Source organism: Pseudomonas sp. MT3 (assembly GCF_054720805.1).
This window is the reverse complement of record NZ_JBTVPY010000006.1, coordinates 26,631-39,367: the sequence shown is the minus strand read 5'-3', so window position 1 is coordinate 39,367 and position 12,737 is coordinate 26,631. Positions and strand designations below refer to the sequence as shown.

12 protein-coding genes are annotated in these 12,737 nt (G+C 66.7%); 5 read left to right on the top strand and 7 right to left on the bottom strand.

Going from position 1 to position 12,737, the window contains the following annotated elements; all coding sequences use genetic code 11:
- Positions 1-53 precede the first annotated feature (53 nt).
- Positions 54-1,241, top strand: coding sequence for a 2-methylaconitate cis-trans isomerase PrpF (gene prpF / locus ACYCAX_RS07850; protein WP_015475578.1), 1,188 nt, complete (start codon positions 54-56; stop codon positions 1,239-1,241).
- Positions 1,242-1,411: 170 nt separating this feature from the next.
- Here prpF and ACYCAX_RS07845 read toward each other — a convergent pair whose 3' ends face one another.
- From ACYCAX_RS07845 to ACYCAX_RS07835, 3 genes are read right to left on the bottom strand one after another with little or no spacing between them, the layout of a single operon-like run.
- The gene (locus tag ACYCAX_RS07845; RefSeq protein ID WP_460247747.1) at positions 1,412-2,002 is read right to left on the bottom strand and encodes an LON peptidase substrate-binding domain-containing protein; all 591 of its coding nucleotides are present in this window, start codon (positions 2,000-2,002) and stop codon (positions 1,412-1,414) included.
- 18 nt (positions 2,003-2,020) lie between these two features.
- On the bottom strand, positions 2,021-2,734 hold the full coding sequence (locus ACYCAX_RS07840; protein ID WP_015475576.1) for an LrgB family protein: 714 nt from the start codon (positions 2,732-2,734) through the stop codon (positions 2,021-2,023).
- On the bottom strand, positions 2,734-3,096 hold the full coding sequence (locus ACYCAX_RS07835; protein WP_015475575.1) for a CidA/LrgA family protein: 363 nt from the start codon (positions 3,094-3,096) through the stop codon (positions 2,734-2,736). The genes ACYCAX_RS07840 and ACYCAX_RS07835 overlap by 1 nt, the downstream gene beginning before the upstream one ends.
- Positions 3,097-3,277: 181 nt before the next feature.
- On the opposite strand from ACYCAX_RS07835, the gene ACYCAX_RS07830 reads away from it, so the two are divergent.
- From ACYCAX_RS07830 to ACYCAX_RS07820, 3 genes are all read left to right on the top strand, one after another.
- Positions 3,278-3,733: a MaoC family dehydratase gene (locus ACYCAX_RS07830; RefSeq protein ID WP_015475574.1), complete on the top strand. Its 456-nt coding sequence runs from the start codon at positions 3,278-3,280 to the stop codon at positions 3,731-3,733.
- A gap of 93 nt (positions 3,734-3,826) precedes the next feature.
- On the top strand, positions 3,827-5,545 hold the full coding sequence (locus ACYCAX_RS07825; protein WP_460247746.1) for a C13 family peptidase: 1,719 nt from the start codon (positions 3,827-3,829) through the stop codon (positions 5,543-5,545).
- A 41-nt stretch (positions 5,546-5,586) separates the two neighbouring features.
- Positions 5,587-6,228: an oxidoreductase gene (locus ACYCAX_RS07820; RefSeq protein ID WP_015475572.1), complete on the top strand. Its 642-nt coding sequence runs from the start codon at positions 5,587-5,589 to the stop codon at positions 6,226-6,228.
- Between the two features lie 166 nt (positions 6,229-6,394).
- On the opposite strand, the gene ACYCAX_RS07815 is transcribed toward ACYCAX_RS07820, so the two are convergent.
- The 4 genes from ACYCAX_RS07815 to ACYCAX_RS07800 all read right to left on the bottom strand — a co-directional run bounded on the left by ACYCAX_RS07815 (position 6,395) and on the right by ACYCAX_RS07800 (position 10,887).
- The gene (locus tag ACYCAX_RS07815) at positions 6,395-6,682 is read right to left on the bottom strand and encodes a YceK/YidQ family lipoprotein (protein WP_015475571.1); all 288 of its coding nucleotides are present in this window, start codon (positions 6,680-6,682) and stop codon (positions 6,395-6,397) included.
- Positions 6,672-7,301, bottom strand: a complete 630-nt coding sequence (gene ubiX / locus ACYCAX_RS07810) for a flavin prenyltransferase UbiX (protein ID WP_015475570.1) — start codon at positions 7,299-7,301, stop codon at positions 6,672-6,674. Before ubiX ends, ACYCAX_RS07815 begins: the two co-directional genes overlap by 11 nt.
- 2 nt (positions 7,302-7,303) lie before the next feature.
- Complete coding sequence (gene mpl / locus ACYCAX_RS07805; protein ID WP_460247745.1) at positions 7,304-8,656, bottom strand: UDP-N-acetylmuramate:L-alanyl-gamma-D-glutamyl-meso-diaminopimelate ligase; 1,353 nt, start codon at positions 8,654-8,656, stop codon at positions 7,304-7,306.
- A 317-nt stretch (positions 8,657-8,973) separates the two neighbouring features.
- Positions 8,974-10,887, bottom strand: a complete 1,914-nt coding sequence (locus tag ACYCAX_RS07800) for a sigma-54-dependent Fis family transcriptional regulator (protein WP_460247744.1) — start codon at positions 10,885-10,887, stop codon at positions 8,974-8,976.
- A gap of 319 nt (positions 10,888-11,206) precedes the next feature.
- On the opposite strand from ACYCAX_RS07800, the gene exaC reads away from it, so the two are divergent.
- Entirely contained in the window at positions 11,207-12,727 is a 1,521-nt protein-coding gene (gene exaC / locus ACYCAX_RS07795; RefSeq protein ID WP_460247743.1) for an acetaldehyde dehydrogenase ExaC, read from the top strand.
- Positions 12,728-12,737: the final 10 nt, after the last annotated feature.

The following is a 12,737-nucleotide window of genomic DNA, read 5'->3' as shown; positions in this document are numbered from 1 at the left end:
GGGATGGGTTCGCGAGCAAGCTCGCTCCTACAAGTAACGCACAGGACCTGAGAATGCCCCACGTACCCCAAGTGAAGATCCCCGCCACCTACATCCGTGGCGGCACCAGCAAGGGCGTGTTCTTCCGCCTGCAGGACCTGCCCGAGCGCTGCCAGGTGCCCGGCGCGGCCCGCGACAAGCTGTTCATGCGCGTGATCGGCAGCCCCGATCCGTACAGCGCGCACATCGACGGCATGGGCGGCGCGACCTCCAGCACCAGCAAGTGCGTGATCCTGTCGAAAAGCACCCAGCCGGACCACGACGTCGACTACCTCTACGGCCAGATTTCCATCGACAAGGCCTTCGTCGACTGGAGCGGCAACTGCGGCAACCTCTCCACTGCCGCCGGCTCCTTCGCCATCCACGCCGGCCTGGTCGACCCGTCGCGCATTCCGGACAACGGCACCTGCGTGGTGCGCATCTGGCAGGCCAACATCCAGAAGACCATCATCGCCCACGTGCCCGTCACCAACGGCCAGGTGCAGGAGACCGGCGACTTCGAGCTGGACGGCGTGACCTTCCCCGCCGCCGAGATCGTGCTGGAGTTCCTCGACCCGTCCGACGACGGTGAAGACGGCGGCGCCATGTTCCCCACCGGCAACCTGGTGGACGACCTGGAGGTTCCGGGCATCGGCACCTTCAAGGCGACCATGATCACCGCCGGCATCCCGACCATCTTCGTCAACGCCCAGGACATCGGCTACACCGGCGCCGAGCTGCGCGAAGCGATCAATGGCGACCCCGAGCAACTGGCGCGCTTCGAGAAATTCCGCATCGCCGGCGCCCTGCGCATGGGCCTGATCAAGACCCCGGAAGAAGCCGCGACCCGCCAGCACACGCCGAAGATCGCCTTCGTCGCGCCGGCGAAGGACTACGTCACTTCCAGCGGCAAGCAAGTCCAGGCCGGCGACGTCGACCTGCTGGTGCGCGCACTCTCGATGGGCAAGCTACACCACGCGATGATGGGCACCGCCGCCGTGGCCATCGGCACCGCTGCGGCCATCCCCGGCACCCTGGTGAACCTCGCCGCCGGCGGTGGCGAGCGCAGCGCCGTACGCTTCGGCCACCCCTCCGGCACCCTGCGCGTGGGTGCGGAGGCGAAGCAGGTGAACGGTGAATGGACCGTGACCAAGGCCATCATGAGCCGCAGCTCGCGCATCCTCATGGAAGGCTGGGTACGGGTGCCGGGCGATTCGTTCTGATCGCAGGCTCTACCGTGGAAAGCACAAGGCCCGCATCAGCGGGCCTTGTCGTTTCAGAGCGGATTCATGCACGGCATCCCCTTGTAGGAGCGAGCTTGCTCGCGAACAGAGTGAACCGGTGGTGACGGAGCTGGGCGGATTCGCGAGCAAGCTCGCTCCTACAAAAAGCATCAGGCGATGAAATCGCCCTGCAACTGTTCCAGCAGCACCTGAATCCGCGCCAGGCGCACGGTCGGGTCGTCCATCTCCAGCAGCACCTGCTTCTGCTCGGGATCGAAGGGCAGCAGGTAGGCGAGCTGGCAGGCCAATTCCTGCTGTCCGCTGACTTCCCCGCCCATCTCCAGCGCGGAAACCATCGGATGCATGGACAACGCCTCCAGCAGCGCCGCCAGGTCGTCGTGCTCCTTGGTCAGCGGTTGGTCGGGCTGCTCGTCCAACCACTCCACCTCGGCCACGGTCAACTGATCCGGCTGCACATTGGCGGAAAGCACGCGGAAACGCCGGCCACCCTCGACGCGGATGCCCAGCAAGCCATTGGGCCGCTGCTGCCAGTCGCGGATGCGCGCTTCGCAGCCCACCAGGCTGTAGCGCTCCGGCGCATCGCCGACCTCCTCGCCCTCGACGATGGCCACCACACCGAAACCCGCGCCCTGCTTCATGCAGCGGCCGATCATGTCCAGGTAGCGCGCCTCGAAGATCTGCAGGTCGAGACGGCAGCCGGGAAACAGCACGGTGTTGAGGGGGAACAGCGGGAAACTCATGGACACTCCGTCGATTCGTCAGGCAATCAGCGCTACCGCCAACGGTAGCAGCACAGCAGTGGCCACGCCCATCAGGCTCATCGCCAGGGCGGCAAAGGCACCGCATTCCTCGCCTTCCTGCAGTGCGCGGGAGGTGCCCACGGCGTGGGCGGTCATGCCCAGCGCCATGCCCTGCGCGGCCGGGTGATGCACGCCGACGCGGCGCAGCAGTTCCGGACCGAGGATGGCGCCGAGCACGCCGGTGATCAGCACGAACACCGCCGCCAGCGCCGCCACGCCGCCGATCTGGCTGGCCACCAGCATGGCGATCGGCGAGGTCACCGACTTGGGCGCCAGGCTCATCAGCATTTCGTGATCGATGCCGAACAGCCAGCCCAGGCCGATCCCCAGCGTGGTGGCGAACAGACCGGCCACCACCAGGGTGATCAGGGTCGGCCAGAACAGCTGGCGAATGCGCTTGAGGTTGAGGAACAGCGGCACCGCCAGGGCCACGGTGGACGGGCCGAGCAGGATGGTCAGCACCTTGGCGCTGGTGCTGTATTCGGCATAGTCGATGCCGCAGGCCAGCAACACCGCGATGACGATCAGCATCGACACCAGCACCGGCTGCAGGAACACCCAACGGGTGCGCTCGTAGGCGGCCAGCGCCAGTTGGTAGGCACCCAGGGTAACGCCGACGCAGAACAATGGATGATGAATGACGGACGACACCGCACCTTGCCAGTCGAACATCAGGCGCCCTCCTTCTGCTTGCGCTGGCGGTCGATGAGCTTCTGCATCAACCAGCCGGCAAAGATGAAGGACAGCACCAGCGACAGCGACAAGGCACCGACGATGGCCCAGAAATCCGCGGCAATCTGCTTCGCGTAGACCATCACCCCCACCGCCGCCGGCACCAGCAGCAACGGCAGGTAGCGCAGCAGCGAGGCAGCCGCCTCGTTCACCGGGTTGCTCACCTCGCCGTTCCACACCAGGAAGGCGAACAGCAGCACCAGCCCAATGATGGGGCCGGGAATCATATGCAGGATGAGAGCATTCAGGCCCGTGCCGAGCAGTTGGAACAGCACCAGCCAGGTCAGGCCGCGTAACAACATCAGGGACATCTCCAGCGCAAGGAGGCGCCATTATGCCCAGCCGGGCACTGCTATGGCACGGCATTCGCCCAAAGCATGAAAGCCGGACCGGCTTGACCGCATCCGATGCCCATGCTGATCTACCGGCTGCTTTACGATCTGCTGGACGCCTTAGAAGAACAACGCATTCCCCGGAGGAAACATGGCATTCGTACCCGTAAGCGCACTGAAGGACTACATCGGCAAGGACCTGGGCCATTCGCAGTGGCTCACCATCGACCAGGAGCGCATCAACCAGTTCGCCGAGTGCACCGAGGACCACCAGTTCATCCACGTCGACCCGGAGAAGGCGAAGAAGACCCCGTTCGGGAGCACCATCGCCCACGGCTTCCTCTCCCTGTCGCTGATCCCGAAACTCTGCGAAGGTCTGCTGGTGCTGCCGGAAAACCCCAAGATGGTGGTCAACTACGGCCTGGACAGCGTGCGCTTCATCCAGCCGGTGCCGGTCAATTCCCGCGTGCGCCTGCAAGTGACCATCAGCGACATCACCGAAAAGAATCCCGGCCAATGGCTGATCAAGGCACGCTGCACCCTGGAGATCGACGGACAGGCCAAGCCCGCCTACATCGCCGAATCCCTGAGCCTGTGCTTCGTCTGACGGCCGTTGCCGCATCGCTGTGAAAAAAGCCCGCGTCCGCGGGCTTTTTTGCGTCACACTGGCATCGCGTCCCTCCGCCGATTCGAGATGTCCATGCCACGCCACCTCCTGCCCCTCGGCCTCGCCCTGCTCCTTGCAGCCTGTGGCGAAGGCGAGCCTCTGACTCCCCCCGACGGCCGCCTGCCCGATGGCGCGCGCTACCGTGGCGAGCTGGTGGATGGTCAGTTGCAGGGCAAGGGCCGCCTGGACTACCCCAACGGCGCCTGGTACGACGGTGAGTTCGACAAGGGCCTGCAGAGCGGCCAGGCCACGTGGCACGGCGGTGACGGCTCGACCTATGTCGGCAGCTTCCGCGAGGGCCTGTTCGATGGGCGGGGGCATCTGCAGTTCGCCGACGGCAGCGTCTACGACGGCCAGTTCAAACAAGGCGAGTTCGACGGCGAAGGACGCCTGAGCCAAGGCCAGACCCAGTACAGCGGCGGCTTCCGCAAGGGTCGCTACGACGGCGCGGGCATCCTCGAACTGCCCGATGGCACCCGCCACCAGGGCTGGTTCGCGGGCGGCGAGGCCAGTGGCGAGGGTTCGCGTCTGGACAGCCTCGGCAACCAGTACACCGGCCACTTCAAGAACGGCACGCTCAACGGCAAGGGCACCTTCCGCGACGATGCCGGCGACCACTACAGCGGCGAGTTCCGCAACGACCAGTTCGACGGCAAGGGGCGCTTCCAGAACCTCTCCGGCGACGTCTGGCTCGGCCGCTTCCGGGAAGGCTCGCTGGACGGCCCGGGCGAGTTCATCGGCAGCGACGGCAGCCGATACCTGGGTGAGTTCCGCCAGTGGCGCTTCGATGGCAAGGGCACCCTCAGCCAGGCCGACGGTCAGGTCTACAGCGGCGCGTTCTCCCGTGGCGAATACGCCGGCGAAGGCACCCTCACCCGCAGCGACGGCAGCATCCAGCGCGGCAGCTGGAGCAACGGCCAACGCATCCGCGACGAGCACGGCGCGCTGCTGCCCAATGCGCTGGAAGTCGGCCTGCTGGAACAGGGAACGTTGCTGGACAAGGCGCTGGCCGCCATCCCGCGCTCCACCCCGGCCATCGAACTCTACGGCCTGAGCGTCGGTGGCGACGGCAAGCAGAGCGTCTTCCTGCGCGAGGCCGACTACGTCGCCAAGCTGCTGGGCAGACGCTTCGGCGGCCAGGGCGTGGTGACGCTGGTGAACCACCGCGACCACCTCACCGACCGCCCGATGGCCACCCGCGAAAGCCTCGCCCGTACCCTGCGCACGCTGGCCGAGCGCAGCGGACCGGAAGACCTGGTGTTCATCTACCTGACCAGCCACGGCTCCCACGACCACCAGTTGGTGCTGGACATGCCGGGGCTCAAGCTCAACGACCTGCCGGCCAGCGAACTGGCCACCCTGCTCGCGCCATTGAAGGATCGTCACAAGGTTCTGGTGATATCGGCCTGCTACAGCGGTGGCTTCATCCCCGCGCTCAAGGACGACAAGACACTGATCATGACCGCCGCGCGCAGCGACCGGGTATCCTTCGGCTGCTCCGAGGAGGCCGATTTCACCTACTTCGGCGACGCGCTGTTCGCCAAGGCCCTCCAGCAGACCGACGACCTCGAGAAAGCCTTCGCGCTGGCCAGCGACACGGTCGCGCGGCGCGAGAAGGAGGAACAGTTCGAGCCCTCGGAACCGCAACTCTGGGCACCGACGGCGGTCCTATCGCGCTGGAAGGCGCTGCGTACGCAGCAACGCCCTGCGGTGTTCGATACGAAGAATGCCGCCGCACAAGCAAAACAATAGGCCGGCAACTAAGCTTGTCAGTGTGTCAGGGAGAAACACAGATGTACTCAACACCGACGAATGTCCTGCTTGCTGGCGCTACCGGTCTGACCGGTGAGCACCTGCTCGACCGCATGCTCAACGAGCCCACCGTCAAGCGCGTACTCGCGCCGACCCGGCGAAAGCTGGCCGAACATCCACGCCTGGAAAACCCCATCGGCCCACTGGCCGAACTGATTCCGGCGCTGACCCGACCGGTCGATACCGTGTTCTGCTGCCTGGGCACAACCATCAAGGAGGCCGGCTCCGAAGAGGCCTTCCGCAGCATCGACTTCGACCTGCCATTGGCCCTGGGCGCACGCGGCCTGGAGCTGGGCGCGCGGCACTACGTGGTGATCAGTGCGCTGGGCGCCGACAGCAAGTCGTCGATCTTCTACAGCCGGGTCAAGGGCGAACTGGAAGACGCCCTACGCCAGCAAGGCTGGCCGCAACTGACCATCGCCCGCCCCTCGCTGCTGCTGGGCCAGCGCGAAGAGGTACGCCTGGCCGAACTGCTCGCCGCCCCCTTCGCCCGCATCCTGCCGGGCAAGCTGCACGGCATCGAAGCCTGTGCCCTGGCCCGCGCGCTCTGGCGCCTGGCGCTGGAAACCGGCAAGGGCACCCGCGTCGTCGAATCGGACGAGTTGCGCCGGCTGGGTAAGTAATCTTTCGCAGGTGCAGGACATGCGTCCGTTCGCGGCCGTACGCCCCGGACCATGCTCAACCGCTTTCCGTAGGAGCGAGCTTGCTCGCGAACCGGACCCGCTGCGGGGCTGTTCGCGAGCAAGCTCGCTCCTACAGGGTCAGCGTGGGCGCCCAGGATACGCGCCGTCAGTTCCCGCCGCGCACCTGCAGGCCGACGCCCAGCTCCGCCGCGATGGAAAACGGCAGCAACAGCGTATCCAGCAGCGCGCTGCCCGGCAGGTCCAGCCCCGGATACGCCGGCGCCTCGACGCCGAAGCGGTCCATCGGGCAACAGCCACCCTGGAGCGAATACCAGTCCAGTCGAGTGCCGGCATAGATCAGCGGCGCGTCGGGCTTGCCGGCATTGAGGGTCTTCACGGTGGCGCAGCCGCCCAGTTGCAACAGCAGCAAGGCGGCGAGAAGCTTATTCGTCACTGACAAGATGGTGTTCGCCCCAGCGCGGCAGCATGTCCTGGGGAATGCCCAGTTGATTGAGGATGCGCGCGACGACGAAGTCGATCAGATCGTCGACCGTCTGCGGCTGGTGATAGAAGCCTGGAGCGGCCGGCAGGATCACCGCGCCCAGGTTGGACAGCTTGAGCATGTTCTCCAGGTGGATGCTGGAGAACGGCGCTTCGCGCGGCACCAGGATCAACTGGCGGCGCTCCTTCAGCGCCACGTCGGCGGCGCGCTCGATCAGATTGTTGCAGGCGCCGGTGGCGATGGCCGAGAGCGTCCCGGTCGAACAGGGCACCACCACCATCGCGCTGGGCGCACCGGAGCCGGAAGCCACCGGGGCCATCCAGTCTTCCTTGCCGTACACGCGGATCTGCCCCGGCGCGGCGCCGGTGTATTCGCTGAGGAAAGCCTGCATCGCCTGCGGCTTGCCCGGCAGGGTCACGTCGGTCTCGGTGGCCACCACCAGTTGCGCGGCCTTGGAGATCAGGAAGTGCACCTCGCGGTCCTCCTGCACCAGGCAGTCGAGCAGGCGCAGGCCGTACTGGGCGCCCGAGGCACCGGTCATGGCGAGGGTGACGCGTTCGGCTCCGGCCATGTTCAGCCCTCCAGCGCCTGGGCCAGCTTGCCGTGCAGGCCGCCGAAACCGCCGTTGCTCATGATCACCACCTGGGTGCCTGGCGTGGCGATGGCTTTCACGCCCGCGATGATGGCGTCCAGCGAGTCGCACACCTGGGTCGGCACGGTGGAGCTGGCGACGGTGGCGGCCAGGTCCCAGCCGAGGTTCGGCGGCGCGTACCAGAACACCGTGTCGGCCTGCACCACGGACTCCGGCAGGCCGTCGCGGTGGGCGCCGAGCTTCATGGAGTTGGAGCGCGGTTCGACCACGGCGATCACCTTCGCATCGCCGACGCGCTTGCGCAGGCCGTCGAGGGTGGTGGCGATGGCGGTCGGGTGGTGGGCGAAGTCGTCATAGATGGTCACGCCGTTGACCTCGGCAACCTTCTCCATGCGCCGCTTGACACTCTTGAAGGCCGACAACGCGGCGCAGCCCAACTCCGGCACCACGCCGACATGGCGGGCCGCCGCGAGGCAGGCCAGGGCGTTGGCGACGTTGTGCTGGCCGGTCAGTTCCCAGTCCACGGTGCCCTGGGCCTTGCCGTCGAACAGCACCTCGAAGTGCGAGCCGTCTTCGCTGAGCAAACGCGCCTGCCACTGGCCGCCTTCGCCGGTGGTCTGCACCGGGGTCCAGCAGCCCATGTCGATCACGCGCTTGAGCGCGGTTTCGGAGGTCGGATGGATGACCAGGCCTTCGCCGGGGATGGTGCGCACCAGGTGGTGGAACTGCCGCTCGATGGCCGCGAGGTCGGGGAAGATGTCGGCGTGGTCGAATTCCAGGTTGTTCAGGATCGCCGTGCGCGGGTGGTAGTGGACGAACTTGGAGCGCTTGTCGAAGAAGGCGCTGTCGTACTCATCGGCCTCGACCACGAAGAACGGAGTGCCGCCCAGGCGCGCAGAGACGCCAAAGTTCTGCGGCACGCCGCCGATCAGGAAGCCCGGGCTCATGCCGGCATGTTCCAGTACCCAGGCCAGCATGCTGCTGGTGGTGGTCTTGCCGTGGGTGCCGGCAGCCGCCAGGACCCAGCGGCCCTGCAGCACGTGGTCGGCCAGCCACTGCGGGCCGGAGACGTAGGGCAGGCCCTTGTTCAGCACGTATTCCACCGCCGGGTTGCCGCGCGACAGGGCGTTGCCGACCACCACCAGGTCCGGGGCCGGCTCCAGGTGCGCAGGATCGTAGCCCTGCATCAGCTCGATGCCCTGGGCTTGCAGCTGGGTGCTCATGGGCGGGTAGACGTTGGCGTCGGAACCGGTCACACGGTGGCCCAGCTCCTTGGCCAGGACGGCCAGCGACCCCATGAAGGTGCCGCAGATGCCGAGGATGTGGATATGCATGCAGACTCCTGCAATCAAGCCTTTGAAGGCACTTCGAATGGGCGGCAGAGTAGCACAGCGCACCCCCGCGCGGCCCGCCGCCGGGGCATCGGACGACGAGGAGGGGAGGCAGTTCCCGGCAGGGAGTGAGGGGGATCGCTTTTCCATCGTCGGCTGGCGATTACGGAGCGCCTGCAATCAGTCCTGATATCCGTGCCTGCCTCGGTTCGCGAGCAAGCTCGCTCCTACAGGTCTGGCACGCGGGCTCTTCGTAGGAGCGAGCTTGCTCGCGAACCGCAGCCGAGTGAAAGACAGTTGTCCCTACGAGATTGCCCCTCTCAGCTCCGGCGGCTCAGGCCGTGGCGATTGAGCTTGCGGTAGAGCGTATTGCGGCTGATGCCCAAGTGCTGCGCCACCCGGCTGACATGCCAGTGATGCGCCTCCAGCACTTCCAGCAGCGCCACGCGTTCGGCGTTGCCCAGCGCATCGCCGCTCGCCTCGCTCGCAACGATCGTCGCGACAACAGCGGGAGACGGCGCACGACGCAAATCCGGCGGCAGGTCGGCCATCTGGATGCGCCCGCCGTCGCACAGCGCGCACAGTGTGCGCAGCACATTGCGCAACTGGCGCACGTTGCCCGGCCAGGGGTAGTCGAGCAGGTGGCGGCGCACGTCGTCGTCCAGGCGCACGGCGCGGCCCTTGCTCTCCTCGGCGAGCAGATGGTCGAGCAGCGCTTCGCGGTCCTCGCGCTCGCGCAGCGGCGGCAGCGCGACCACCAGGCCGTTGAGACGGTAGTAGAGGTCTTCGCGGAACTGCCCGGCGGCCACCAGCGCTTCGAGATCGCGGTGGCTGGCGCTGATCAGGCGGATGTCCACATCCTGCGGCTCACCGCCGATGGGCACCACCTGGCGCTCTTCCAGCACGCGCAGCAGGCGCGTCTGCAGGGCCAGCGGCATGTCGCCGATCTCGTCGAGGAACAGCGTGCCGCCATCGGCCTGCTGCAGCTTGCCGCGCATGCCTTCCTTGCGCGCACCGGTGAAGCTGCCGCCGCGATAGCCGAACAGTTCGCTCTCGATCAGGGTTTCGGGAATCGCCGCGCAGTTCAGCGCGACGAAGGCTTTGCCGGCACGCTCACCGCCCAGGTGCACGGCGCGGGCGAAGGCCTCCTTGCCGGTGCCGGTCTCGCCCTGCAGCAGCAGCGGCACGTCATGGGCGTAGACCTTCAGCGCACGGCGGAAGTCATGGGCCAGGTGCGGGTCGTCGATGCACAGCCCCTTGGCCAGGGGCACCCGCGGCAGCACCGGAGCAGCCGGCACGGCGCGCTGTCCGCGCAGCAGGGCAAACAGCGTGCGGCCGGAATGCGTGCGCAACGGCCAACTGGCCGTGGGCTGCGGATCGGCGCGCCTGAGCAGGTCATCCAGCCGGCAGTCGAAGAATTGCTCCAGCGCACGTCCCAGCAGGCTCTCGCGATGGCTGCCGAGCAGGTTGATGGCGCTCTGGTTCGCCGCCTGGATGCGCCCGTCGCCGTCGAAGGCCAGCATACCCTCGCTGAACAGGCCAAGGCCGTCCGGCTGCAGGTGGAAGCGCAGCAGCCACTGGTCCTCGAAATGGCGCAGGAAGTAGCAACCCTCGATGGCCTTGGCCGACAGATTGACCAGCGCCATCGTGTGGAACTGGCTCTGCCGCGACACCTCGCGGCGCGCTGAGGAAACGTCGAGCACCGCGAGCAGTTCGCCCTGCGGGTCGAACACCGGGCTGGCCGAGCAGGTCAGTCCGGTGTGGCGGCTGCGGAAGTGTTCGTCCTGGTGGATGGTCAGCGCCTGGCGCTCGACCAGGCAGGTGCCGATGCCATTGGTGCCTTCGCGTGCCTCGCTCCAGTCGGCGCCGAGCCACAGCCCGGCCTGTTCGAAGGTGCGGCGGTCGACGTCCTCGCTGACGCAGTTGAGGATGATGCCGCGCGAGTCGGTGAGCAGCACTGCGTGGCCGGCACCGGAAAGCTGCTGGTGCAGGCTGCTCATCTCGCCGCTGGCGATTTCCAGCACCTGCTGCAAACGCTCGCGGCGCTCCAGCATGCGGGCGTGTTCCAGTACGGTGGGCGCCTGGGTCTGGGCCGGATCCAGGTGGTGCTGCTCCAGGCAGCGCAACCAGGAACGGGCAATCGACGGATCGGCGCCGGGAGCGCCGGCACGGACACGGCCCTCGGCGACGGTCATGACCTGGCGGGCGTGGCGGCTCATATCGTTGGCACGCATTCTTGTTGTTCTCCGCAAAGGGGACGGGGAGGCAGCCCCGAAGGTCCGTCGCCGTCATGAATCGGCCACGAACCTCGGACAGCATCCTCCACGTGTCCGGGCAATGCAACGCCTGTCCGACCGTCAGGTCACGACTGTCACGCATACGGGACAAAGTGTCACCACGCACTGTCCCAGGCCTGCCACAGCGGGCGTTTCAGCACCCCCGACGGAATCCCCGAGGCCTTGTGCGGCGCGGCGTGCGCTGGCATGGCCCGGCCCTTGCTCTACGCTTGTTCAACGTCCTCCCCAACAAGCACAAGACCCAGGAGATCCGACCATGCGTTATGCCCATCCCGGTAGCGAAGGCGCCATCGTTTCCTTCAAGGCGCGCTACGGCAACTACATCGGCGGCGAGTTCGTCCCGCCGGTGAAGGGTCAGTACTTCACCAACACCTCGCCGGTGAATGGCCAACCCATCGCCGAGTTCCCCCGTTCCACCGCCGAGGATATCGACAAGGCGCTGGACGCCGCCCACGCCGCCGCCGATGCCTGGGGCCGCACTTCAGTGCAGGACCGCTCGCTGGTGCTGCTGAAGATCGCCGACCGCATCGAACAGAACCTGGAACTGCTGGCCATCACCGAAACCTGGGACAACGGCAAGCCGATCCGCGAAACCCTCAACGCCGACATCCCGCTGGCCGCCGACCACTTCCGCTACTTCGCCGGCTGCATCCGCGCCCAGGAAGGCTCCGCCGCCGAGATCAACGACAGCACCGTGGCCTATCACATCCACGAGCCGCTGGGCGTGGTCGGACAGATCATCCCGTGGAACTTCCCGCTGCTGATGGCCGCGTGGAAACTCGCCCCGGCCCTGGCCGCCGGCAACTGCGTGGTGCTCAAGCCGGCCGAGCAGACCCCGCTGGGCATCTGCGTGCTGATGGAAGTGATCGGCGACCTGCTGCCGCCGGGCGTGCTCAACGTCGTCCAGGGCTTCGGCCGCGAGGCCGGCGAGGCGCTGGCCACCAGCAAGCGCATCGCCAAGATCGCCTTCACCGGCTCGACCCCGGTGGGCTCGCACATCCTCAAGTGCGCCGCCGAGAACATCATTCCGTCTACCGTGGAACTGGGCGGCAAGAGCCCGAACATCTACTTCGAAGACATCATGCAGGCCGAACCCTCGTTCATCGAGAAAGCCGCCGAAGGCCTGGTGCTGGCCTTCTTCAACCAGGGCGAGGTGTGCACCTGCCCGTCCCGCGCCCTGGTGCAGGAGTCCATCTACCCGCAGTTCATGGAAGTGGTGATGAAGAAGGTCAAGGCGATCAAGCGCGGCGACCCGCTGGACACCGACACCATGGTCGGCGCCCAGGCCTCGCAGCAGCAATACGAGAAGATTCTCTCCTACCTCGACATCGCCCAGCAGGAAGGCGCGCAGATTCTCACCGGCGGCCAGGTCGAGCGCCTGAGCGGCGACCTCGCCAGCGGCTATTACATCCAGCCGACCCTGCTCAAGGGCAACAACAAGATGCGCGTGTTCCAGGAGGAAATCTTCGGTCCGGTGGTGGGCGTCACCACCTTCAAGGACGAAGCCGAAGCGCTGGCGATCGCCAACGACACCGAGTACGGCCTGGGCGCCGGCCTGTGGACCCGCGACATCAACCGCGCGTACCGCATGGGCCGTGGCATCAAGGCCGGCCGTGTGTGGACCAACTGCTACCACCTGTACCCGGCGCACGCCGCGTTTGGTGGCTACAAGAAGTCCGGCGTGGGTCGCGAGACCCACAAGATGATGCTCGACCACTACCAGCAGACCAAGAACCTGCTGGTGAGCTACGACATCAACCCGCTGGGCTTCTTCTGAGTCTCTCCTG

Bases quoted from the DNA above. Each gene is read 5' to 3' on its own strand.
- prpF (WP_015475578.1), top strand. From the start codon at position 54: ATGCCCCACGTACCCCAAGTGAAGATCCCCGCCACCTACATCCGTGGC.
- ACYCAX_RS07845 (WP_460247747.1), bottom strand. From the start codon at position 2,002: ATGAGTTTCCCGCTGTTCCCCCTCAACACCGTGCTGTTTCCCGGCTGC.
- ACYCAX_RS07840 (WP_015475576.1), bottom strand. From the start codon at position 2,734: ATGTTCGACTGGCAAGGTGCGGTGTCGTCCGTCATTCATCATCCATTG.
- ACYCAX_RS07835 (WP_015475575.1), bottom strand. From the start codon at position 3,096: ATGTTGTTACGCGGCCTGACCTGGCTGGTGCTGTTCCAACTGCTCGGC.
- ACYCAX_RS07830 (WP_015475574.1), top strand. From the start codon at position 3,278: ATGGCATTCGTACCCGTAAGCGCACTGAAGGACTACATCGGCAAGGAC.
- ACYCAX_RS07825 (WP_460247746.1), top strand. From the start codon at position 3,827: ATGCCACGCCACCTCCTGCCCCTCGGCCTCGCCCTGCTCCTTGCAGCC.
- ACYCAX_RS07820 (WP_015475572.1), top strand. From the start codon at position 5,587: ATGTACTCAACACCGACGAATGTCCTGCTTGCTGGCGCTACCGGTCTG.
- ubiX (WP_015475570.1), bottom strand. From the start codon at position 7,301: ATGGCCGGAGCCGAACGCGTCACCCTCGCCATGACCGGTGCCTCGGGC.
- mpl (WP_460247745.1), bottom strand. From the start codon at position 8,656: ATGCATATCCACATCCTCGGCATCTGCGGCACCTTCATGGGGTCGCTG.
- ACYCAX_RS07800 (WP_460247744.1), bottom strand. From the start codon at position 10,887: ATGCGTGCCAACGATATGAGCCGCCACGCCCGCCAGGTCATGACCGTC.
- exaC (WP_460247743.1), top strand. From the start codon at position 11,207: ATGCGTTATGCCCATCCCGGTAGCGAAGGCGCCATCGTTTCCTTCAAG.